Annotated in this window: 18 protein-coding genes; 14 read left to right on the top strand and 4 right to left on the bottom strand. The window is 71.1% G+C overall.

All coding sequences use genetic code 11. From position 1 onward, the window contains the following. Window positions 1–38: 38 nt before the first annotated feature. On the bottom strand, window positions 39–5288 hold the full coding sequence (locus tag HUT12_RS04835; protein WP_254876716.1) for an SCO7613 C-terminal domain-containing membrane protein: 5250 nt from the start codon (window positions 5286–5288) through the stop codon (window positions 39–41). A 395-nt stretch (window positions 5289–5683) separates the two neighbouring features. Next, on the bottom strand, window positions 5684–7111 hold the full coding sequence (locus HUT12_RS04840) for a UDP-glucose/GDP-mannose dehydrogenase family protein (protein WP_131057222.1): 1428 nt from the start codon (window positions 7109–7111) through the stop codon (window positions 5684–5686). 253 nt (window positions 7112–7364) lie between these two features. Here HUT12_RS04840 and HUT12_RS04845 point away from each other — a divergent pair, with 253 nt between their 5' ends. Further along, window positions 7365–8588 carry an acyl-CoA dehydrogenase family protein gene (locus HUT12_RS04845; RefSeq protein WP_176092603.1) on the top strand — a complete coding sequence of 408 codons (1224 nt, stop codon included), beginning with the start codon at window positions 7365–7367 and terminating at the stop codon, window positions 8586–8588. On the opposite strand, the gene HUT12_RS04850 is transcribed toward HUT12_RS04845, so the two are convergent. Both HUT12_RS04850 and HUT12_RS04855 read right to left on the bottom strand, forming a co-directional pair. Then, window positions 8563–9707, bottom strand: a protein-coding gene (locus HUT12_RS04850; protein WP_176092604.1) for an IS3 family transposase whose coding sequence is annotated in 2 segments (ribosomal slippage) — window positions 8563–9434 and window positions 9434–9707 — 1146 coding nt in all. Because the reading frame shifts where the segments join, the coding sequence is not laid out codon by codon here. The genes HUT12_RS04845 and HUT12_RS04850 overlap by 26 nt on opposite strands. Before the next feature lie 45 nt (window positions 9708–9752). Beyond that, complete coding sequence (locus HUT12_RS04855) at window positions 9753–9992, bottom strand: hypothetical protein (RefSeq protein ID WP_176092605.1); 240 nt, start codon at window positions 9990–9992, stop codon at window positions 9753–9755. Between the two features lie 850 nt (window positions 9993–10842). Between HUT12_RS04855 and HUT12_RS04860 the strand changes: the two genes are divergently transcribed. From HUT12_RS04860 to HUT12_RS04920, 13 genes are all read left to right on the top strand, one after another. Then, the gene (locus tag HUT12_RS04860) at window positions 10843–13236 is read left to right on the top strand and encodes a nitrate- and nitrite sensing domain-containing protein (protein ID WP_303393476.1); all 2394 of its coding nucleotides are present in this window, start codon (window positions 10843–10845) and stop codon (window positions 13234–13236) included. After that, window positions 13233–13634 carry a roadblock/LC7 domain-containing protein gene (locus tag HUT12_RS04865; RefSeq protein WP_176092607.1) on the top strand — a complete coding sequence of 134 codons (402 nt, stop codon included), beginning with the start codon at window positions 13233–13235 and terminating at the stop codon, window positions 13632–13634. Before HUT12_RS04860 ends, HUT12_RS04865 begins: the two co-directional genes overlap by 4 nt. After that, the gene (locus tag HUT12_RS04870) at window positions 13631–14221 is read left to right on the top strand and encodes an ATP/GTP-binding protein (RefSeq protein ID WP_176092608.1); all 591 of its coding nucleotides are present in this window, start codon (window positions 13631–13633) and stop codon (window positions 14219–14221) included. The genes HUT12_RS04865 and HUT12_RS04870 overlap by 4 nt, the downstream gene beginning before the upstream one ends. A 40-nt stretch (window positions 14222–14261) precedes the next feature. Next, on the top strand, window positions 14262–15464 hold the full coding sequence (locus tag HUT12_RS04875) for an ABC transporter substrate-binding protein (protein ID WP_176092609.1): 1203 nt from the start codon (window positions 14262–14264) through the stop codon (window positions 15462–15464). A gap of 34 nt (window positions 15465–15498) precedes the next feature. Further along, on the top strand, window positions 15499–16359 hold the full coding sequence (locus HUT12_RS04880) for a branched-chain amino acid ABC transporter permease (RefSeq protein WP_176092610.1): 861 nt from the start codon (window positions 15499–15501) through the stop codon (window positions 16357–16359). Then, window positions 16356–17390, top strand: a complete 1035-nt coding sequence (locus HUT12_RS04885) for a branched-chain amino acid ABC transporter permease (RefSeq protein ID WP_176092611.1) — start codon at window positions 16356–16358, stop codon at window positions 17388–17390. Before HUT12_RS04880 ends, HUT12_RS04885 begins: the two co-directional genes overlap by 4 nt. Beyond that, the gene (locus HUT12_RS04890) at window positions 17387–18190 is read left to right on the top strand and encodes an ABC transporter ATP-binding protein (protein WP_176092612.1); all 804 of its coding nucleotides are present in this window, start codon (window positions 17387–17389) and stop codon (window positions 18188–18190) included. Before HUT12_RS04885 ends, HUT12_RS04890 begins: the two co-directional genes overlap by 4 nt. After that, window positions 18174–18911 (top strand): ABC transporter ATP-binding protein, encoded by a 738-nt coding sequence (locus HUT12_RS04895; protein WP_176092613.1) that lies wholly within the window; start codon window positions 18174–18176, stop codon window positions 18909–18911. The genes HUT12_RS04890 and HUT12_RS04895 overlap by 17 nt, the downstream gene beginning before the upstream one ends. Before the next feature lie 148 nt (window positions 18912–19059). Further along, complete coding sequence (locus HUT12_RS04900; RefSeq protein ID WP_176092614.1) at window positions 19060–19914, top strand: hypothetical protein; 855 nt, start codon at window positions 19060–19062, stop codon at window positions 19912–19914. Then, window positions 19911–20696, top strand: a complete 786-nt coding sequence (locus HUT12_RS04905; protein ID WP_176092615.1) for a methyltransferase domain-containing protein — start codon at window positions 19911–19913, stop codon at window positions 20694–20696. Before HUT12_RS04900 ends, HUT12_RS04905 begins: the two co-directional genes overlap by 4 nt. A 286-nt stretch (window positions 20697–20982) precedes the next feature. Beyond that, window positions 20983–21168, top strand: a complete 186-nt coding sequence (locus tag HUT12_RS04910; RefSeq protein ID WP_176092616.1) for a hypothetical protein — start codon at window positions 20983–20985, stop codon at window positions 21166–21168. A gap of 346 nt (window positions 21169–21514) precedes the next feature. Then, window positions 21515–22231, top strand: a complete 717-nt coding sequence (locus tag HUT12_RS04915; RefSeq protein ID WP_176092617.1) for a CPBP family intramembrane glutamic endopeptidase — start codon at window positions 21515–21517, stop codon at window positions 22229–22231. Further along, window positions 22228–23010 carry a hypothetical protein gene (locus HUT12_RS04920; RefSeq protein ID WP_176092618.1) on the top strand — a complete coding sequence of 261 codons (783 nt, stop codon included), beginning with the start codon at window positions 22228–22230 and terminating at the stop codon, window positions 23008–23010. The genes HUT12_RS04915 and HUT12_RS04920 overlap by 4 nt, the downstream gene beginning before the upstream one ends. Window positions 23011–23024: the final 14 nt, after the last annotated feature.

Below are 23024 nucleotides of genomic sequence, written 5' to 3' on the forward strand. Positions count from 1 at the left end.
AGCAGGGGACCCCTCCTAACAACTCCCACCGGAGCGGATCAGCGCATCCCGCGCAGCGCGGTCTGGAGGCGCTCCTGGGCGCGGCGACGCCGTTCGTTGCTGGCGCCGAGCACGAGCAGCAGGAGACCGACCGGGATCAGCACCAGCCACGGCCCGAGGCTGAACAGAGCGTGTACGGCGGCGATGGCGGTGACCACCGCGCCGACGATCACCGGTGCCTGCTGACGGGTCATGGAGCCGAAGACCAGCACCGCCACCGCGCCGAGCAGCAGCAGCACCTGCCGCAGCGTGCTGGAGTCGGTGGCCAGCACGATCGCCAGGGTGGGCAGGAACGCGGCGACCAGCGCCGGCCCGTACGCCACCCAACTGCTCAGGTCGGCCCGCTGCCGCAACTCCAGCACACCGACCAGCAGCGCCAGGGCCGCGAACGGCAGCGTGTACGCCTCGGGCAGCGCCACGTCGGCGACCCACATCAGGATCCACCAGGCGGTGATCTCGCAGATCACCACGCCCCAGAACAGGATGCGGCGTTCCACCGGTCGGCGCCCCGGTCGGGTGGCGGCGAGCCCGAGGACCGCACCCCAGGCGGCCAGCAGGGCGGCGATGTGCCGGGGCGAGTCGAAGGCCAGCGCCAGCGCGATGAGTGCGGCGGCGTACCCGCTCCACTCCACCGTTGCCGCCTCGCGCCGCGCCTCCGGGCGACGGAACCGGGGCAGGGTGGCGGCGAAGACCTGTAGGGCCGCGCCGACCGCGAGTACGCCGAACGCCGACCAGACCGGGGCGAGCCCGGCCACCAGTCCGGCGGTGAGCACCAGGAGTTGTGCCTTCAGCGAGGCGAACAGCCACCCGAGGATGCGCGCCCGGGAGGTGGTGCCGTACAGGGCGGCGACCACCCCGACGGCGACCCCACCGGCGAGCGTGAAGAGGGTGAGTTCCCGGGTGGCGAGGCTGCCGGCGAGCCCCGCCCCACCGGCGGCCAGTCCGATCACGAAGACCAGGACCCGGGCCAGCCGGATCGAGCGGGCCCGCTCCTCCAGCGGGGGCGGTGGGGTCAGCGCCAGCCCCAGCATCGAGATGGCGAACACGGTCAACGCCGAGAGGGTGCTCGCCGGCCAACCGCTGCCCAGCGCGATCGGTGCGATCAGCAGGGTCACCGCGGCACCGGGCAGCACGACCGGCACCGCCCGGGTCCGCCGGCCGCCGCTGAATCCGGTGGCGGCCAGCGCTGCGGTCACGGTGAGCAGCAACGCGGTGAGCACATGGGTGGGGTTCACCGCGGCCGGTGGCGGGTTCAGCAGCTCCGGTGGTGGCCCCTGCCAGATGCGGTTGAGCGTGCGGTGCGGGTCGACGAGTGCGGCCAGCAGCGCGGGGGCGATCGAGACCAGCGCCAGGACGACCGGCAGGGTGGCGGCGGCCAGCGCCCCGGCGGCGGGGCTGACCCGCCACCGACGCTGTCCGCCGTCGTCGGGCAGCCGGCGCAGGGCGCCGTCCAGCAGGACCGTCCACCGGCGGACCGGCTGCGCCGCGCCGACCGGTGGCTCGGTGGCGCCCCGGATCAGTTCGGCGAGCACCCCGAGCAAAGCTGCGGCGGCGGCGTACACACCGATCGGCAGGTGCACGGGAACGGCGGCAAGCGCGGTCACGCTCGCCCCGCCGACCACTCCGGCGCTCGCCCAGGGCAGGTACTGCGGGACCTGGCGGCGGACGGCGGCGATCGCGGCCAGTCCGAGACTGGACGCGGCCAGGCCGGCGGTCAGCACCACCTCGGGCGGGTGCCCGAACTCGACGGCCAGGGCGGCGGTGGCGCCGGGCAACGCCAGCAGCGCGGCACCGGTGCCCGCGCCGCCGATCTGCGCCAGGTGCGGCGGCATCCCCTCGACGTGGATGTCGTCGACCAGCGGTTCCGCCATCGACCGGGCGAGCGTCGCCACCGCCGCACCGATCAGCACCACGCTGGCCAGCGCCAGCGCGGTCGTCCACGGCCGGACCAGACCGGCGCCGGTGGCGTGCAGTGCCACCACCCCGGCGGCGGTGATCCGGGACAGCCCGGCCCGGGGGTCGACGGAGGCGACCGCCGCCATGCCGAGGACGGCGGCGACCATCGCACCGAGCACCACCGGCGACCACCAGCTCAGGGTGAACGCGGCGGCTGCGCCGATGGTGGCGAGCACCACCGCCGCGTTGGCGACGTCGTAGCGCCAGGGCGGCGGCAGCAGGATGCCGGCGGCAAGCGCGAGCAGCAGCAGCGCGATCGGCCCCTGCCACGTCGTACCGCCGGTCGGTGCGGCGGGCCAGCCGCTGAGGTCGCCGTTCCAGATCGGCCCGGGGGTGGCCAGCACGCCCACGCCGCCGCGCAGCGCCATCCATCCGGCCAGCAGCCCGATCAGCACCCCACCGACGGCGAGACCGAGCACCGGCCCGCGCCGCCACTGCTCGGGCATGGCCCGCGCGGCCACGGAGACCACCAGGACCAGTGCGGCGGCGACCGCGAGCTGTCCGCCCGGTGCCAGCACCGTGCCGATCCGCAGCAGGGTGGCGACCAGCGCTGCGGTGACCGCTGCGGCGGCCAGGTCGGAGCCGTCCAGCCGGGCGTCGGCGCGACGGCCGCTGTCGATCGACGGGGCCAGGAAGAGCAACACGGCGGAGACCAGCAGCAGCGCACCCACCCAGGCGTCGGCCACGGTGGCGCCCGGCGCGCCGAAGCCGGCGGCGGCGACCACCAGCGCGCCGAGACCGGTACCCACCGACAACGGCGCCGGGAGATGGCGCTGGGACACCTGCACGATGGCCGCGTAGCCGAGGGTGACGCAGACGGCGAGGAAGCTGGCCGCCAGCACCGGCACGGTCACCTCCCGCAGCGCTGCCGGGGTGAGGATCGGGTCGGTGGGCAGGATCGCCGCGACGAAGGCGGCGACCGCTCCGGGCAGGGCGAAGGCCGCCCCTCCGGCGGCCCAGGCGGAGACGGTGTCGGCCGCCGCCGGGGCGAGCCGGATCCGGGGAGCGGCGGCGACGAGGATGCCGGCCAGCACGAGGGCGAGCAGCACGGCGGCGGTCGACGCCGGGCGGGCCAGGGCCGCGCCGGCACCGGCCAGACCGACGCCGGTGGCGGCGATCGCGTGCGCCAGGGCGGCCCGAGGGGTACGCGCGGAGAGGCCGACCGCCCCGATCCCGATCGCGGTCACCACCATCGGCCAGGGTGCCAACGCCCAGGACAGCCCGAAGGAGGCGGGTACGGCGAGCGCGGTCAACGCGGCACCGGTCACCGCGAACTCACGACGGATCTCCGGTGGCAGGGCGAGCACGGCGGCCACGGTCAACAGGAAGGCACTGGTGGCGAGCTGCCAGGAAGCCGGTCCCACCGCAGCCGCCAGTTCGGCCGGGTACCGGTCCAGGTCCGCCGCCCAGGCCGGCAGGGCGGCCTGGAGGGGGGCGAGTCCGGCCCGGAGGGCGCTGCCGGCGACGAGCACCCCGGTGACCGTCAACGCGATCGCGGAGGCGAGCTGCGGGCCACGACGCGCGGATTCCGGCACCGCCCGGACGGCCAGGCCGGTGACCGTGATGACGGCCGCGATCACCAGCAGGGCGCGCCCCGGCAGGGCCACCGAGGCGATCCGGCCGAGCGCGCCGATGACGGCCAGGGTGAGGACGCCCGCGCCGAGGTCGGGTAGCGGCGGACGCCGCAGCACCAGCGTCCCGGCCAGACAGACGGCGGCGGCCAGCAGCAGCACCAGGCCGGCCATGGTGGCGCCCGGCACGGTGGTGGCCCGCACCAGGGCGGTCACCGCGTACGCGACGGCGACCGCGACCGCGACGCCGTGCAGGGCCCAGGTCAGTTCCCGCAGCCCGGGTACCGGTCGCGTCGGCGGGGCGGCCCGCCCGGTGCCGGTGAGGTCCAGCAGCTCACCGGCCTCTTCCGGCGCTCCTTCGGGCCGTCCCTCGGCCTGTCGCTGTCGGGGCGGCTTCGTCCGGCCGAGCGGGACCGGGGTCGGCTCGTCGGGGTTCGACTGCTCCACGGTGACCGGGGAGCGGGCCAGCCAGAGGTCGAGCAGGGCCACCACGGTCAGCACCAACGCCCAGCCGACCGGTCCACTGATCCGGTCGTACGCCAGCAGCGGCACCACCGGTTGCGCGGCCAGCACGGTCGCGAAGCGGGGAGCGCGCAGCCGGGTCCAGCCGGCGTAGCCGACGGAGACGGCGGCGGCGACCGCGAAGATCACTCCGGCGAAGACCGCGCCGGAGGCACCGCCGGCACCGATGGCGTCGACGGTCCAGAGTGCGTACCCGGCCAGCGGCACCAGGAGCAGGCCCACCGCGGCGATGGTCTCGGCGGTGGAGGTGAGTCCACGCCGGACCAGCACCGGCGGGGCGAGCAGCATGAGCACGGTGGCGAGCAGCAGGATGCCGAGCCGGGACAGCGCGTCCATCGAACTGGTCGCGACCACCGCGAAGACCACCGCGGCCACCCCGAGCAGCAGCGCCCCGAGCCCGAGCGGGATGTTCTGCACCTCGCGTGAGGAGGCTTCCGGCGGGTGCTCCGGGTCGTCGGCGTCCAGCCAGACCGGCGCGTCCGGTGGCGGGTCGCCCGCCCCGAAACCGGCACCCTGCCGGGGTACCCGTGGTGGCGCGTCACCGCCGCCCGGCCCGTGCGCCGCCCGTGCGCTGCCGTCGACGGGTTGCTTGCGGGCCGACGTGGCTCCGCCGCCGGGTGGTCTCCGCGACGGCCCGTCGGCGTCGTCGCCACCGAAGCGTGTCGGCCCGTCGGCATCGCCGCCGCCGAAGCGTGTCGGCCCGGTGGCGTCGTCGCCGACGGGCACGCGCGTCGCGCCGGTGGTGCCGTCGCCGGGGGGCATGCGGGCCGTCGAGGTGGCACCGTCGCCCGGTGACGTCCGCGTCGGTCCGGTGTCGCCGTCGGCGGGTTGTCGCCGTGGCGGCGGGGTGGTGCGGTCGGCCGTGGGAGTCGAGGCCGTTGCGGCGGTGCCGTCGCCGGAAGGGGTGCGCGGCGGTCGGCGACGGAGTACGCGGCGCCCCCGGCCGGACTGCTTGAGACGTTCGTCACCCGAGTTGCCGGCGTGCGCGAGGATGTCCCGCTGGAAGATCGCGGCCTGCATCTTGGACGCGAGTTGCCGTTGTTCACTGGCGATGGCGGCCTCGCGGGCCTTCATCTCCGCGATGGACCGCTCGATGTCCGCCAGGTGCTCGGCCCATTGTGGCTGGTGGGCGCCGCAGCGCGGGCAGCGGACGGCCGGCTTGATCTCCTGGCCGCACGAGGAGCACTGAAAGGTCGCCACGACACCCCTCCACCCGCAGTGTGGATTCCCACTGTCGCAGCATGCCCAATGCGGCCCAGGAATTCGACCGTTGTCGGCGGGTCACACCCGTCCAAGATCAGCAACCCCGAAGCGATCCCGCCCAGTCGAGCCCTCCGAGTCAGCTCGCCGTACCCCCCGACGACCCGCCGACCAAAGCGAAGGCCCAGCTCCCACCCCCGCCGGATGGGCCGCCTCACGCAGGCTGCGGAACGTCAGGTTCCCGCGAATCCAGACCCCACCCCCGCCGGGGATGGGCCATCTCACGCAGGCTGCGGGAAGTCAGGTTTTCCGGGGGAGCCCACCCGCGCAGGGATCAAGCCTGACCGCCCGGAGCGGGTGGGTTCCCCCGGAAAACCCACCCCCGAAGAACAAGATCAAGGCCGCCCCATCCCCCGATACTCCCAGCCAGCCTGCGTCCACAGTGCCGAGTCGAGGCAGTTGCGGGCGTCGACCACGCGCCGCCCGGTGACCAGTTCGCCGAGCGCGCTCGGGTCGGCGTTGCGGAAGTCCGCCCACTCGGTGAGGACGCAGACCAGGTCGGCGCCGGTGACCGCCGCGTTGACGTCCGGCTCGTAGCGCAGTTCCGGCACCGCCCGGCGGGCGTTCTCCATGCCCTGCGGGTCGAAGACGTGCACCTCGGCGCCGGCCTTGTGCAGCAGCGCGGCGACGGCGAGAGCGGGTGCGTCGCGTACGTCGTCGGTGTTGGGTTTGAAGGTCGCCCCGAGGACGGCGATGCGGGTGCCGGAGAGGTCCGGGCCGGCCGGGCCGGACCGGCGACCGAGCAGGTCGGCGGCGAGGTGGAGCACGCGGGTCCGGCGACGCAGGTTGATCAGGTCGACCTCGTGCAGGAAGCGCAGCGCCTCACCGGCGCCCAGTTCCTGCGCCCGGGCCTGGAAGGCGCGGATGTCCTTCGGCAGGCAGGCGCCGCCGAAGCCGAGCCCGGACTGGAGGAAACGGTTGCCGATGCGGGGGTCGTACCCGATGGCCTTGGCGAGCTGGGTGACGTCGCCGCCGGCAGCCTCGCACACCTCGGCCATCGCGTTGATGAAGGAGATCTTGGTCGCCAGGAAGGCGTTGGCGGCGACCTTGACCAGCTCGGCGGTGGCGAAGTCGGTGACCACCAGGGGTACCTCGCGGTCCTCCGTGGCGGCCAGGTCGAAGACGCCCTTGTGCGCGGCGTAGAGCATGCCGTTGGCCCAGTCGCTCTTGACGCCGACCACGATCCGGTTCGGCCGGAGCACGTCGTCGACGGCGAAGCCCTCCTGGAGGAACTCCGGGCTCCAGGCCACCTCGACACCCAGGTCCGTGGAGGCGTGCTTGCCCACGAGCTGTTCCACCCACTCGGCGGTGCCGACCGGGACGGTGGACTTGCCGACGATCAGGGCCTTGCGGGTCAGGTGCTGGGCCAGACCGGTGACCGACGCCTCGACGTACGACAGGTCGGCGCCCATGCCGTCGGCGCGCTGCGGGGTGCCGACGCAGATGAAGTGCACGTCGCCGAAGTCGGCGGTCTCGGCGATGTCGGTGCTGAACCGCAGCCGACCGGCGGCCAGGTTACGCCGGAGCAGCTCGTCCAGGCCGGGCTCGTGGATCGGCACCTCGCCCGCGTTGAGCTTGGCGATCTTGTCGGCGTCGACGTCGAATCCCAGCACCTCGTAGCCGAGCTCGGCGTAACAGATGGCGTAGGTCGCGCCGAGGTAGCCAGTGCCCAGGAAGGTCACCCGAGGTCGGGATGCACCCGAGGGGGGTGTCACCGAGGCGATGGCGGGCATCGGCTGGGTGTTCGGGTACGGGATGGTCACGCCTGTCTCTCCGCTCGCACTGGCGGCGCGTGGTCGCGTCGCGGGCCGCTGCGGCGCCTCGGCGGGGCACCGGAGGGGGGTGATTCTGCTGTCTGCACTCCATCATCGCCGACCGGCGTCGATGCTCCGTCCCGGCTCAGCCTACGCGCCGGTAACATGGCTCGAACGGTGGTGGCTATCCTTCAGTCTGCGCGATGGCCGTCCAGGTGACGCTACAGACTGCGCATAGTAGCGGTGAAGGGGAGGGGCCGGCATGCCCGCAGAGCACTCGTTCGATGTGTATCGGTTGCCCGAGGAGCACCAGGCGATCCGGGAAGCCGTCCGTGAGGTCTGTGCGGCGAAGGTGGCGCCGCAGGCTGCCGAGGCCGACGAGACCGGTGAGTTCCCCAAGGCTTCGTACGACGCGTTACGGGCTGCCGACTTCCACGCCCCGCACATCCCCGAGGAGTACGGCGGTGCGGGCGCCGACGCGCTGGCCACCGCGATCGTGATCGAGGAGGTCGCCCGGGCCTGCGCCTCGTCGTCGCTGATCCCGGCGGTGAACAAGCTCGGCACCATGCCGCTGCTGCTGGCCGGCTCCGACGACCTCAAGCGCCGCTACCTGACCCCGGTCGCCGCCGGTGAGGCGATGTTCTCGTACTGCCTCTCCGAGCCGGAGGCCGGCAGCGACGCGGCGTCGATGACCACCCGGGCGGTGCGGGACGGCGACCACTGGGTGCTCAACGGCGTGAAGCGGTGGATCACCAACGCCGGGGTGTCCGAGTTCTACACGGTTTTCGCCGTTACCGACCCGACCGCGCGGTCGCGGGGCATCTCCGCCTTCGTGGTCGAGAAGTCCGATCCGGGGGTCAGTTTCGGTGCTCCGGAGAAGAAGTTGGGCATCAAGGGCTCGCCGACCCGCGAGGTCTACCTGGACAACGTCCGGATCCCGGCCGACCGGATCATCGGCGCCGAGGGCACCGGGTTCGGCACCGCGATGAAGACCCTGGACCACACCCGGGTCACCATCGCCGCGCAGGCGCTCGGCATCGCGCAGGGTGCGCTGGACTACGCCAAGGGGTACGTGGCCGAGCGTAAGCAGTTCGGCAAGGCGATCGCCGAGTTCCAGGGTGTGCAGTTCATGCTCGCCGACATGGGCATGAAGCTGGAGGCGGCGCGGCAGCTCACGTACGCGGCGGCCGGCAAGTCGGAGCGGGGTGACGCCGACCTGACGTACTTCGGTGCGGCGGCGAAGTGCTTCGCCTCGGACGCCGCGATGGAGATCACCACCGACGCGGTGCAGTTGCTCGGCGGCTACGGCTACACCCGGGACTACCCGGTCGAGCGGATGATGCGGGACGCCAAGATCACGCAGATCTACGAGGGCACCAACCAGGTGCAGCGCATCGTGATGGCCCGCCAGCTGCTCAAGGGACTGCCCCGGGTTTGGTTGACTCGCGGGGTTGAGTGGTTCAGGTCGGGTGTGTGGGCTGGTTGATTGTCTCAAACTCGATCGGGGTGAGGCGTCCGAGGCGTTGTTGCCGTCGTCGGCGGTGGTAGGTCCGTTCGATCCAGGTCACCATCGCCAGGCGCAGGTCGTGGCGGGTGCTCCAGCGTTGCCGGTCCAGGACGTTGCGTTGCAGTAGGGCGAAGAACGATTCCATCGCGGCGTTGTCGCCGCAGGCGCCGACGCGGCCCATCGAGCCGACCAATCCGTTGCGGTGCAATGCCTTCACAAATTTCCTAGACCGGAATTGGCTGCCCCTGTCCGAGTGGACCACGGTGCCGGCCGGATCGCGTAGTCGGACCGCGTTGGACAGCGCCGCGACGGCCAGAGAGGCTTTCATCCGGGTGTCGATGGAGTAGCCGACGATCCGGCCGGAGTACACGTCCTTGATCACGCACAGGTAGAGCTTGCCCTCGGCGGTGGGGTGTTCGGTGATGTCGGTCAGCCACAGCCGGTTCGGGGCGTCGGCGGTGAACCGGCGGTGCACCAGGTCGTCGTGCACCGGCGGCCCGGCCCGCCGCGTGAGCCCCTTGCGCTTGGCGAACACCGACCAGATGCGCTGCTGTGAGCACAGCCGGGCGACCCGGTTCGGGCCGGCGGTGATGCCGTGGGCGGGGAGTTCGTCGGCGATGAACCGGTACCCGAACGCCGGATCATCGTGGTGGATGTCCAGGGCGGCGTTGATCAGATGGGCGTCGTCGACGTCACGTCGCGACACCGGCTCGGCGCGCCATGCGTAGTAGGCCTGCTTACTGAACCCCAACACCCGGCAGGTCACCGCGACGGGGATCCCGTCCGCGGCCAGGTCACCGACCAGCGGGTACATCATTTTGGGGAGATATCCCGGGCGAAGAACGCCGCCGCCCGCCGCAGGATCTCGTTCTCCTGCTCCAGAAGCTTGTTACGCCGACGCAGCTCTCGCAGTTCCGCTGACTCGCTGCTGGTGGCCCCGGAACGGACACCGTCCTCGACATCGGCGAGCTTGAGCCAGCGGTGCAGACAGCCCTCGGAGATCCCGAAGTCCTTCGCGATCTGCCGCAACGGCGCCTCGCCCTTACGCGCGACCGCGACCACGTCACGACGGAACTCCGGCGGAAACGCTTTCGGCATGACAGACATCCTTCCAGCGAGGAACGCATCCTCACAGGTCAGGAGTCAACCAAACCGGGTGCAGTCCCTGTCGCCGCGTTCAAGTTTGCCGACCCACCGGAAGTCGACGGTGTGGTATTTCAGATCTTTGCGGTCGGGATATAGCTCGTGAAGCTTGGCGTTAACACCGTCGGCGACGTCGGAGCGACTCATGCGCAAGTTCGGCCAGCGCGGTGACGGGAGGCGACGGCGGGCTTCCATCAGCCGTAGATTCGGCTTCTTTGCGCTGGCCTCCGATGCTGGCATCGAGATCTACCTCCTGGCGCTACTCCGCACGTCCCCGCCGCCGTAGCAAAGAATGAAACTGCATCGTCCTATTGTTAATCAACTATTCCGTGTGCCCGGATCTCGCGCAACGACGAACGTCGGTCGAACGCCCATAGTTGCCGTACGCGCTCGGTCAGGTGGTCCGCTGAAGGTCCAGTGGATTCACTTCTGGTGCTTTGCTCTCCTTCCAGGGGCTTGGGGCCGAGGGGGTCGCTGCTGGACTCAGCCGGTGGAAACGGGCCGCACGCTGTTCCCGAACCTAGTACTTCACCATCACGTTCGTCGGACCGCGGACGGCAGCGTAACCAGCGATAGCTGTATCGCGGGGCTTGATGTCCACTGGCTGGTGATCGCAGACGCAGGCCGCGGGGTTGATGTTCGGGCCGCGTCGACCGTTCTCAAGAGCGCTCAAGTGCTGGCAGTGAACTCCCAGCGCCGGGGACAGTTGCTCGCTGCTCCAGTCATGATCGTCTCAAGTTCCGGATCTCTTGCGCGAGTCAACGGTGGCGGAGGTACGCGCGTGGGCAGCCCACACGTCGTTCGTAACGGTCTGGCCAAAACCCGTGCTTGCGGGATGTCAGCTGACCGTAACGCACACTGGCGGTCTCGCGACCGGGCCCTCTGATCTTGACGTCTTAGCAGCTCAGGGTTCGGGTGCTTCGTGATCGGAACCGCAATGTGGACCGTAATGCGGAATTCCCCGATCGGCGGACATGCGTGATTGTTGGCGTGCGTCAGTCGCGATGCGTCCTGAGGGAGAGGTTCCCAGGCGTTTGTTCGGCGATTGACGCCGTGAGGTCCTTCTTGTCGTTGGCGCAGGCCAACGGGTATGCGATCCGAAAGGTTTCCTGTGCGTGTTGCCCGGAGGCTGGCCTGGTTGCTGGCGATTCCGCTGTCTGCGACTGTGCTCTTCGCCGCGTGGGGTGTGGCGTCGACAGCGCGTCAGGCGCTTGCTGCCGATCGGTTGGAGTCGCTGGTGGCGGTGTCGTCCGCTGTCGGTGAGGTGCTTTATCAGCTGGATCGTGAGCGTCAGGTTGCGGCGTCGGTGGTGTCGGACAGCGGTCGTGGGCTGAACGCCTTCCTCGAGCAGGGTGCTGTCTCGGATGGTGCGGTCGAGGCGTATCGGCAGCGTCGGGGCGATCTGGACTTGTCACCGCCGTCGGTGGCGCAGTTGTTGGGTCCGTTCGACGAGCAGTTGCGGCTGCTCCCAACGTTTCGCGAGCAGGTGAAGGCCAGGTCTGCGTCGCTGACCGCCGTGTTGGTGCGGTATCGGGCGGCGATCGGCCGAGGGCTGGCGGTACGGGAGGCCGTGGGTCAGGTCGGCGGGGCCGATGGTGCGCTGGCTGATCAGTTGCGGGTGGCGGCGGCGTTGTCGCAGGCGTCGGAGTACGCCGGCATCCAGCAGGTCGCGGTGGCGACGGGTAGCGGCCGAGTGGTGTCGCAGGCGGTACAGCGGGACGTGGCGGCGACGCGGGCCGGGTTCGATGAGGCGTTGTCGGTGGTGTCGCAGCGCTCGCCTGCAGTGTGGCGAGGGTGGCTGGATCAGGCGTTGACCGGTGAGCAGGTGCTGGCAGCGCAGCGGTTCGATGACGAGGTCGCGCGGACGCAGGTGGGTCAGCGGCTGCGGGTGAACTCCGGTCGGTGGTTGGTGGCCAGTGGTGAACGCCGCGACCGGTTGCACGAGGTGCAGTCGCGGATCGACGGCGAGATTCAGGCGGCGGTGGGGCGGGCGCGGAGCCGGCAGTGGGTGACCACGGGGGTGCTCTGCGGGGTGGCGGCGGTGCTTGTGGCCGCGGCGACGGTGTTGGCGACGTGGCAGGGCCGGGCGTTGGCGCGGCGGTTGCGGCGGGTCCGCGATGCCGTCACCGGGATGGCCACGGAAGAGCTGCCGTCGCTGGTGCGGCAGGTGGCGGCGGCTGATCCGGCCGACCCGGGGTCTGTGCCTCCGGCGCCACGTGCCTTGGCCGTGGACATGCCTCGGGATGAGGTGGACGAGGTCGCGGTTGCTTTCGACGCGCTCGCGGCCACCACGTACCGGATCTCGACGGATCTGGCGCGGCAGCGCCTGGTGGCGGTGGGTGCGGTGGAGGCGGTGGGGCGCCGGTGTCAGGGGATCACGAATCGTCTTCTGGGCGTGTTGGACCGTGCGGAGCGGGATGAGAAGGACTCGGCGACGCTGGCGACGTTGTTCGCGGTGGACAACCTGGCGGCGCAGCTGCTGCACGGTACGCAGAGCATGCTGGTGTTGTCGGGACGGACGCTCGGGATGCCGTACGAGGAGCCGGCCGAGCTGGTGACGGTGGTGCAGGCGGCGCAGAGCCGGATCCAGGAGTACCGGCGGGTCATCGTCGGACTCGTCGACGACCGGATCCTCGTACCACCGGCGCTGATCGACGACCTGGTGCACCTGTTGGCGTCCCTACTGGACAACGCCACCCGCTACAGCCCCGACGAGGTGGTCGTCACCGGTCACCTGATGGGCAACCGGGCGATCCTGCAGGTCACCGATACGGGCAACGGCATCGGTCCAGACCTTCTCGACCAGCTCAACGAGGAGTTGGCGGCGCCGACGCCGATGATCGGGGTGGAGCACATCCGCCGTCAGGGCATCGCCACCGTCGCGGCGCTGGCCGCCGCGCACGGGCTGCGGGTGCGGCTGCTGCCCGCGTCACCGCAGGGCACCATCGCCGAGGTCGAGATTCCCGCCGACCAGCTTCGTATCCGGATCCCGGAGCGGGTCGCGCTGCCGGTGGGGCCGGTGGCCGGCAGGCGTGCCCCGGGCGGCACCCCCGCTTCCGACTTGTCCTTGCCCACCAGCTCGCCGCGTGCTCCTGCGGTGCGTTACGACCCGCCCACGACGATGGCGGACGCGTCGACGCAGACCCTGCCGCAGATCCCCGCGCAGCGCACCGCTGCCGCCTGGCAGGAACCGGACCCGATCTACGAGCAGGCGGCCGAGGAGCACGGCCCGTCCGGATGGTTCGAGGTGGGCGGCACGGTGCACCTGCCCGCCGCCACCGCTGCGGCACCGTCGGATCACGGCGCGACCACGTCGAACGGACTGCCCAAGCGGCAGCCTTCCCGGGCGATCGCGTCCTCACCTCGGCCCGTTCCTGTCGAACCGCCACACCGTGGACGGGCGGTAACGGGCTTCGCCAAGACCGCAGGGGCGTATCAGCGCGGCCGTGGCCGCTCCCTCCAGCCGAGAGAAGGACGACGATGAGCACCGATCTGAGCTTCCTGTTGAACAACAACGTGCGCGTGGTGCCGGGTGTGAGCCAGGCCGTCGCGGTATCCGTCGACGGACTGCTGTTGGCCTTCACCGACGGTCTCCACCGAGACGCTGCAGAACGCCTCGCCGCGGTCGCCTCAGGCTTGAACAGCCTGATCAACGGCGCCGCCCAGGAGCTGAACGCCGGTGGGGTGCGGGGCAACATCACCGACACCGACCGGGGTTACCTGATCCTGACGAGCCTGAATCGGGGGGCGTCGCTGCTGGTGTTGACGCGGCGGGACGCGGACCTCGCCTACGTCACCGCCGAACTGGACCGCTTCGCCGAGCAGGTGGGCGACACGCAGCTCAACCCGTCGTTCGCGGCAGCGGCCGCCGGGGCACGATGACCGCGCCGGGCACGACGGTTCGCCGACCGGCGGGCGGGCCACCGGGGTTGAAGATCGTGCTGACCGGGCCCCTCGGGATCGGTAAGACCACGCTGGTCGGGGCCGTGTCGGACATCGTGCCGCTGACCACCGAGGCCCGGATGTCGGCCGCCGGCGACGACATCTCCCACAGTCCGAACAAGGTCACCACCACGGTGGCGATGGACTTCGGTCGCCTCGCCATCAACGACGTCACCGTGTACGTCTTCGGGACCCCTGGACAACAGCGGTTCTGGTTCATGTGGGACGCGATCGTCCACGGGGCGATCGCCGCGGTGGTGCTCGTCGACACCCGCCGGCTCCAGGACTCGTTCCGGCACCTGGACTACATCGAACGTCGCAGGCTGCCGTTCGTGGTGGCGGTCAACCGGTTCCCCAACGCCCGCTCCTACCCGCCGGCGCAGATCCGCGACGCCCTCACGCTCGACGGTGAGGTGCCCGTCATCGAGGTCGACGCCCGGGACCGCGACAGCGTACGCCGCCTGCTCATCGCCCTGGTCGAGCACATCATCGCCACCACCCCGATCCCGGCCCGCGTCGCCTCCTGACCGCTCGGCCCCTCCACCCTCGAACAGAAGGAGCACCCTTATGCGACATGCCCGTTCCCGACTGCGGCAGGCACTGGCTGTCGCCACCGCCACCGGCCTGCTCGCCACCGGCGCGGCGTGCAGCAGCAGCGACGGCGACTCCGACCGGGTACGGATCGGACTGCTGGTGTCGCTGTCGGGCATCTACACCAGCGTCGGCGAGGACATGCACCGCGGTTTCCAGCTCTACCTCGACACCCACGACGGCCGTCTCGGTGGCCGCGAGATCGACCTGGTCGTCGCCGACGAGGGCGACGGCCCCGCCACCGCTGTCGCCGCCGCCCAGAAACTCCTGGAACGCGACCGGGTAGTGGCGCTGACCGGGCTGGTCGGCGGCGCCACGGTGGACAAGGTCCAGACGCTCATTCACGAGCGGCGGATACCGCTGCTGGGAGCGAACGCCCGCCCCGGGTGGCCCCCGGCGCGGGCCCTGTCCTACACCTGGCACACCTCCTACAACTCCGACGAGCCCGGGATCGCGATCGCCGAGTACATCAAGGCGCAGGTCGGCAACGGAACCGTGTACGCGATCGGCCCGGACTACCAGGGCGGCTGGGACGAACTGCGCGGCTTCACCGACACGTACACCGCCCTCGGCGGGACACTCGCCAACCCGGACGGCAAGACCGTGTTCACGCCGTTCCCGACGACCGAGAACTTCCTGCCGTACCTGAACAAGGCCGCCGAAACCCAACCGGCCGCCGTGTACACCTTCTACGCCGGTGGTCCCGCCGTCGCGTTCGTCAAGCAGTACCGGCACTCCGCGCTCAGGGACGTGCCGCTCTACGCCGCCGGCTTCCTCACCGAAGGACCGGTGTTGGACGCCCAAGGGACGGCGGCCACCGGAATCCGCAACGTCCTCAACTACTCGCCGACGCTGCCGCACGCGGCGAACCAGCAGTTCGTCGCCGCCTGGTCCGCCGCCGGCTACCCGGGACAGCCGACCACCTTCGCGATGGCCTCCTACGACGCCGCCGCAGTCCTCGACCGGGCCCTGGCCGCCGTCGACGGCGCCGTCACCGGCGACACCCTCAACACCGCGATCAGCACGGTGGGACGGGTCGACAGCCCGCGCGGGGACTGGCAGTTCCATCCCACCGAGCACCGGCCGGTGCAGCGCTGGTACCTGCGCGAGGTCAAGCCCGACGGCCCGGTCCTGTCCAACGTGCTGCTGCAGGACCTGACCACCCTGCCCGCCACCTGACCGACACGACCAGAGCTAAGGGGGTGCCGTGCCCATGGACGCACTCGTGATCACCACCGTTGACGGAATCGCCTACGGGCTGCTCCTGGCGATCGCCGCCGCCGGGCTGACCGTCGCATTCGGTGCCGGCGGAGTGCTGAACCTCGCCCACGGCACCCTCATCGCGACCGGCGGCTACATCGCCGCGACCACCACCGCAGGCACCTGGGGCAGTCTCGTCGCCGCGATGGCCCTGGCGGCACTCGCGGGAGCTGCCGGTGGGGGAGTGCTCGCCGCCGCGACCGCCGCACTGCGCGGACGTGGTCACCTGGATCAGGCGTTGTTGACCTTCGGCGTCGCGTTGATCGGCGCGGACCTGCTGACCACGGCGTACGGGTCGGACCTGCTGCGGCCCCGGATGCCCGCCGCCCTGGAAAGCACGATCGTGGTCGCAGGATACCGATATCCGGTCGACCGGCTCGCCGCGTTCGCCGTCGCCGTGCTGGTCGCCGCGTGCGGGTATGTGCTGCTGCACCGCGCCCGCGCCGGTCGGCTGATCCGGGCCACCGTCGACGACCGGGCGATGGTCGCCGCGATCGGCGTCAACCCCCGCACCGTCGACGCCGCCGTACTCGTCGCCTCCGGGGCCCTCGCCGGTCTAGCGGGAGCGCTGACCACCCCGATCCTCGGCGTCGGGCCCGGCACCGCCGACACGGCACTACTGCTGTCACTGATCATCGTGGTCTGCGGAGGTCTCGGCTCCGTACCCGGTGCCGTCATCGCCGCGATCGGCGTCGGCGTGGTGCAGACCGTCGGAGTGGTCACCATCCCGGCCCTGGCGCCCTACCTCCTCACCGCCATGGCCGTGATCCTGCTCGCCCGCCCCAGCACCGTTCCTGGTCAGGCGACGCCATGAGCATGCCCACCCGGGCCACCGTTGCCCGACTCCGATCGCTACCCGTTATCGCCCCAGGTGCGGCTGCCCTGGCGATCATCGTCGTGGCGGTGTCACCGAATCCGTACCTGCACACCACGGTCGCCCGGATGCTGCCCCTCGCGCTGCTGGCGGTCAGCGTCGCGGTGGTCGCCGGGCACGCCGGCCTGCCCACCCTGGGCCACGTCGCCCCCTACGCCGCTGGCGCCTACCTCACCGCCCGCCTCGCTCTCGCCGGTATCGACCTCGCCGTCGTGCACCTGCTCTGCGCAGCCGTCATCGGTGCGGCCGTCGCGGGCCTGGCCGGGGCGGTACTGGTCCGCTATCGGGGCACCGTCTTCCTGATGCTGAGCCTCGCGGTCGCTGAGCTGACCGCGATCACCGCCGGGCAGTGGCGGACGGTCAGCGGCGGCACCGACGGCCTCGCCGGTATCCCCGCACCGCGCCTCCTCGCCGGCATGCCGCCGCTCGTCGGCGACCGCACGGTGCTGCTCTACACCGCCACGATCATGCTGGCCGTGACGGCTGCGGCCGGGTGGTCGCTGCGCGGCGATCGGCGGATGCTGTTCACCGCCGCCCGTGCCAACGAGAACCGGGCCCGCGCCAGCGGCCATCCCGTCTACGTCTACCTGTGGATGGTCCACACCGCCGCCGGGAGCCTGGCCGGCATCGCCGGAGCGCTACTGATCCACACCCATCGGTGGATCACCCCCGCCGATGTCGGATTTGGAACCGCAGCCCTGGCCCTGCTCGCCGTCGTCATCGGCGGCGCCCGATCCCTCACCGGGGCGGCGGTCGGTGTGGTGATCGTGCTCATCGTCCGTGACGTCGTGGCCGTGGAGGTTCCCGGGCACGCGCCGCTGCTGCTCGGCGCGTTGTTCGTCATCGCCGTGTACGCGCTGCCGGGCGGCTTGACCGCCCTAACTGCCCGCCTTAGCCGCCACCGTCTGTTCGCCACTCCGCATGACGCGCCGCCCCCGGCCGCCGCGACGAGCGTCAGGAGCGCGCCGTGAGGATCATCCACCGCGTCGAGCCGGACCGGCCGCCCGCACCGCGCAGCCGCCGCGATCCCGACCACGCCCACGGCAACGGCCTGGTCGCCACCGGTCTACGCCACGCCTACGGTCCGCTCACCGCCCTGCACCTCGACACGTTCGCTATCGCCCCGGGTGACCGACACGCAGTCATCGGACCCAACGGGTCCGGTAAGTCCACCCTGCTGGGCGTGCTGGCCGGCGCCCTCCGCGCCCAGGCAGGTCAGCTCACCTACAACGGTCAGTTGGTGACCCGCCACGGCGCTGAATGGCGGGCGCGAGCCGGTATCGGTCGCACCTTCCAACACCCCCTGGTGTGGCCCGATCTCACCTGCCTCGACTGCGTCCGGGTCGGCGGCTGGCAGCATCGCCGCAACCCGGACCGCACGCCGCTGGAGGTGCTGCGCCTGGTGGGTCTGGCCGACTACGCCCACCAGCCCGCCAGCGCCCTGTCACACGGGCACCGGCGGATGCTCGACCTGGCCGTCACCCTGGCCGGCCAACCCCGGGTCCTGCTACTCGACGAACCCGCGGCCGGCCTCACCGACACCGACACCGACACCAGCCGCCTTCTCGACGTCCTCCAGGGGCTGCCCAGCTGGATGGCGGTGGTGCTGGTCGAGCACCACATGGGCGTGGTCGCCGCGTTCGCTGACTGGATCACCGTTCTGCACCAGGGCCGCCGGCACACCGACGGCCCCGCCGACACCGTGCGTGCCGACCCAGGCGTCGCCGCTCTCTACCTCGGCACCGGAGGTAGCGATGCTGCGCATCCGTGACCTGACCGTCGCCTACCCCCACGGCGCCCCAGTCCTGCACCACGTCACGCTCAACCTCGACAGCGCCGGTGTGCACGCAGTGGTAGGCCCCAACGGAGCCGGCAAAACCACCCTGCTGCACACCCTCGCCGGCCACCTCCACCCCAGCGGCGGCACCATCCACCTCGACGGCCACGACGTGACCGGCTGGCACCCCACCGCAGCCGCCCGGGCCGGCGTCGCACTCGCCCCTCAGGGCCGCAGGCTGTGGCCGTCGTTGACCGTCGTCGAGCACCTCGCCCTCGCGCGGCCCGTCGCAGGCCGCGACGAAGCGTGGACTGTCGAGGAACTCCTCGACACGTTTCCCCAGCTCGCCGACCGCATGCAGCACCGCACCAGCCAGCTCTCCGGCGGCGAGCAACAGATGCTCACCATCGCCCGCGCGCTCCGCACCGCACCGCGTCTCCTGCTGGCCGACGAACCCACCGAGGGCCTCGCCCCCATCGTGGCCGACCAGATCACCACCCTGCTGCGGACCCTGCCCGACCGGGGCGTGACCGTCCTCGCCGCGCTCCCACACGCCGGCGTGGCCGCGATGATCGCCGACACCATGCACGTCATCGCCTCCGGGCAGCTCCTCGGCCACACCGACACCCACGCCGTGGCCACCGATGTGATGCGCCGACACCTCACCCTCACCCATCTCGGCGACGAGCCCGGGAGCCCGACCAATGACCTCTGAGACCGTCATGCGCGGCGCTGCCCCGACACCCCGGCCACCCGGCGTACGAAGTACGGCGGTGCTGGGAGCAGGTGTGCTTCTGACCGCCACCGTTCTGGCGGTATCGCCTGTCCCAGCGGCGCCTGCCATCGCCCCGCAACCGTGCGCGATGTCGGCGTCACCACAGCCTGACCTGGCCACCGCCGCCGCCCGCCACGGCTCGCTGGCCGTCACCCGACTGGTCTACCCACAGCCGGCCCGACACGCCCTGCGGAACCTCGCCGCCACCATCGCCACCAGCCCCTGCGACACGGCATCGGGCCGCTACGACCTCATCCGCTACCAGCAATGGCGGAGTGAGTCCTCCCCGGGGGAGCCGGAAACGCTGCAAGAAGTCGTGCGATGGAACACCGGTGACCTCTCCGGCGCGCAACTCGCCACCCGACACCCACCCGGCCCCGCACCCATGACGAAACACTGGTGGGATCCAGGCCAGATCCCCTCCGACATCCCGGTCAATCCCATCCTCGACCCACGGCAACCGTTCGTCATCATCGATCGGCTACGCCACGACAACGACCGTGACTACACCGCCGCCGACGCCGTGCAAGCCATCGCAGAACTCGTGTCCTGGCACAACGCGCGCCGCGACGAGCGGGCGACGGTCCTCACCACTCTGGCCCAGTACGACCAACTCGTCTTCTACCCGCGGGTGTCCGACCGCGCCGGACGTGTCGGCGTCGCCATCGCCGCCACCGACAGCGACGACAGTCAGCGCCGGGTGCTCGTCGTCGACCCCGTCACCGGCGACGTCCTCGCCTACGAAACCGCCCGCCCCGACGAGATCGGCGCCTGGCGACCCACCAGCTACCTACTCGTCATGGGCCGCACGCGCGTCGACGCCCGCTGGTGGGAGCAACCCGGCCCACCGCCCCCGGCCCGACTTCACCCGCAGCGCGCGCGAATCGACCTGTCCCTGTTCGCCACACCCTGTTTACCCATGCCCGAAGGAGACTCCCGATGACCACGACGACCTACCAGTTCCGCAACAACCCGCAGCAACTCGGCCCCCTGCAACAGGTCCTCGACCCCATCACCCGCCACGACCTCGCCAAAATCCCCATCCGGCCCGGGCGGCGGGCCCTGGACATCGGTGCTGGCGCAGGCTCCATCACCCGACACCTCGCCGACACGGTCGGCCCGACCGGCACGGTCCTCGCCGTCGACCGCGACACCGACCTCCTCGACCCCACCGCCGTCATCGAGGTATACCAACGGGACCTGCGCAACGGCCTCGACCTCCCGATCGCGCCCGGCAGCATCGACCTCGTCCACAGCCGCTGCGTCCTGGAACACCTCGCCAACCGCGCCGACCTCCTGACACCGATGACCACACTGCTGCGGCCCGGAGGGTGGCTGCTGCTCGGCGAGATCGTCTATAGCCGCGCCCTGATCCACCACGCCCCCACCGGCGACGACAACCACCTGATCTACCGGGTCATCCACGCCATCCTCGACACCCTCGCCACCGGCGGCACCGACCTGGACTGGGGCAACAACACCCACAGCCACCTGCTCGACCTGAAGATGACACACGTACACAGCCGTACCCGCGCCGACACATGGACCGGCGGCGGCCCCGGCTGCCAACTGCTGGCCGACAACGCCCGCCAACTCCACGACCGACTCCTGCACGCCGACCTCGACGACGCCGACCTGTGCCGCTTCAGCGAACTGATGGCCGACCCCACAGTGGCCCTACGCGGCTACCAGTACACCTCCACCCTCGCCCAGAAGCCCGAATGACCCAGAAGCGACGGGCGGCACGACCGAAGACCACGAGGTAGCCGCCATCCCAGCGACTGCCTGGCATCACTCGCGATCTCCGGGAGACCGCGTGACGACTATGTCGCTGCCCGCGCGCCCTGAACCCGTGCACAGGCTGCTCGACTGGCCATCTCCCCAGTCCTAGACCAGGCGCGTCTCAGCTGGTTGACCCTTCGCTGACATTGACGCCTGCCCATTCTCCGACCACCCGTCTGCATCGACGGGCAGACGTCGGCACGACCCATTCGAAAGGGATCGACCTTCCGTGCTCCCGCACTTCGCGGTCGTCGGGATGATCGCGCTGCACCTGCATCTCGTCGGCCAGCCCACCACCACGCCCGACACCCCTGCCGGCGTCGGTGACCTCGTGGCGACGGCCCGATCGGTGGACCTGGTCTGTGTGCGCTGCATCCTGCGGGGCCTCGCACCGCTGGTTCCGGCACGCCCGTGATGCCCTCCGCCCGTTCGACACCCGTTGAGGACCACCGCAGGATGCCCACGCCCATGCCGCCTGTCGGTACGCCCTACCACCGGTTGACCATACGGATCCCCTGGTGGAGGACGCTGCTGACGCTGTCTGCCGCGCTGATCGCCACCCAGATCGCGCCGATCCCCGCCACCCTGATCAGCCGACGACTGCCGCCCGAGGGGCTACCGATCCTCGGCGACCTCACACCACTGGTCCTCTCAATCGTGGCGATCGCCTGCATCCTGCCGGCGACCCTGCTGATCGTCCGCGTGGGGAAGGCCGACGTATCGGCACACTGGCCGGCGTCACCGGCCGCCTGTCCCGGCGGTTGCTGGCCCTGTACGGCGCACTCGCGGCGATGTGCCTGGCGATGACGGCGGTCATCGGCACCACCGTCATGCTCGCCGTGGCCGTCACCACCGCCGGCCCACCCGAACAGTCCGGCACCCTGACGCTGAACGGCATCGGTGAGCGCCTCACCGTGCTGCCGATCCTGCTGTGCCTCATCGTGGTCCAGACCGCAGCCGAGGAAGTCGTCACCCGCGGCGTGATCCTCCAGGCCGTCGGCCGCTTCACCCGCTCCCCGTGGCCCGCCGTCCTCGTCCAAGCGGCTGTCTTCACCGCCCTGCACGGCGCCGGTGAGGTGTCAGGAATGGTGGGCGTGCTGGTGGTCGGGGTCGCGCTCGGCTGGATCACGGTCCGCACCGGCGGCCTGGCAGCCGCCATCGCCTTTCACATCGTTGTCAACAGCCTGGCCGCACTCACGGCTGTGGTCTACGGGGCTACGAGCCCCACCGACAACGCCGCCACCGGGTCCTGGCCCCAAGCCCTCATCCTCGGCGGCACCACCACCGGCTATGTCCTGCTCGTCAACCTGCTGATCCGGCCATTGGGCGTCACCACCACCGTCCGCGATCTCGTCTTACGGCAAGCCAGCGACACGGCCCGGATCAGCGCGGCCGTACCGAAAGCCGTTCCCCGCTATCCCTCTGCTAGCCCCTCGTTCGAGTCTCTCCACGATCAGGAAGCGCACACCCCCTCATGATCGAGTATCTGCGCCTGTCTGGCGCGGCGGTCCACACCCCGGTCTACCGATACCGGCACCCCGTCACTGGCCGTCGGGTCACGCTGGTCGCCGCCATGCACGTCGGTACGCCCGCCTACTTCTCCGGCCTGCTCGACACGATCAGCGACGTCGAAGACGGCGGGGCGGTGGTGCACTCCGAGTTCATTCGGTCGCAGCCCATCCCGCCGGACGTCGCCGAGGAGGAGAGACGGGTGTTGGAGGCGATGAAGGGTGGCGGGCAGTGTGAGGATCGCGCTATCGCCACGTTGGGGTGGGTGCATCAGCGTGAGGCGTTCGGTGACATCCCGCCGTCCTGGCAGGAACACGACCTCGACCCGCTGCAGATCATCCGCCTCGCGGGACCGACCGTGATCGGCGCCCAGGTCGCCCAACACCACCGCCGCTTTGCGTGGGCCACCGACGACTGGCAGATCCGCACACCGCGAGCAGCCGCACTGTTCGCCCTTCAGGCCGCGATCGGACTCCGCATCGGCGCGTCACGAGGCACCAAGAAGATCCCTTATACGCCAGGCGACGAGATCCTCATCGACGCCCGCGACCGCGCCGCACTGCAAGGCATCGACTCCACCGACCGTGACGTCGTCATGATCTGGGGCGCTGTCCACGTCCGCGGCATCGACACCGGCCTCCAAGCCCGCGGCTTCACCCACATCGCCGACCCCGAATGGCGCACCGTCGCCGTCCTGCCCACCATCAGCACCGCACTGTGGCGGCTGATCCGCCGCGGCACGCCGTGACCGGAGATGTCCGC

Source organism: Verrucosispora sp. NA02020 (assembly GCF_013364215.1).
Classification (GTDB): domain Bacteria; phylum Actinomycetota; class Actinomycetes; order Mycobacteriales; family Micromonosporaceae; genus Micromonospora.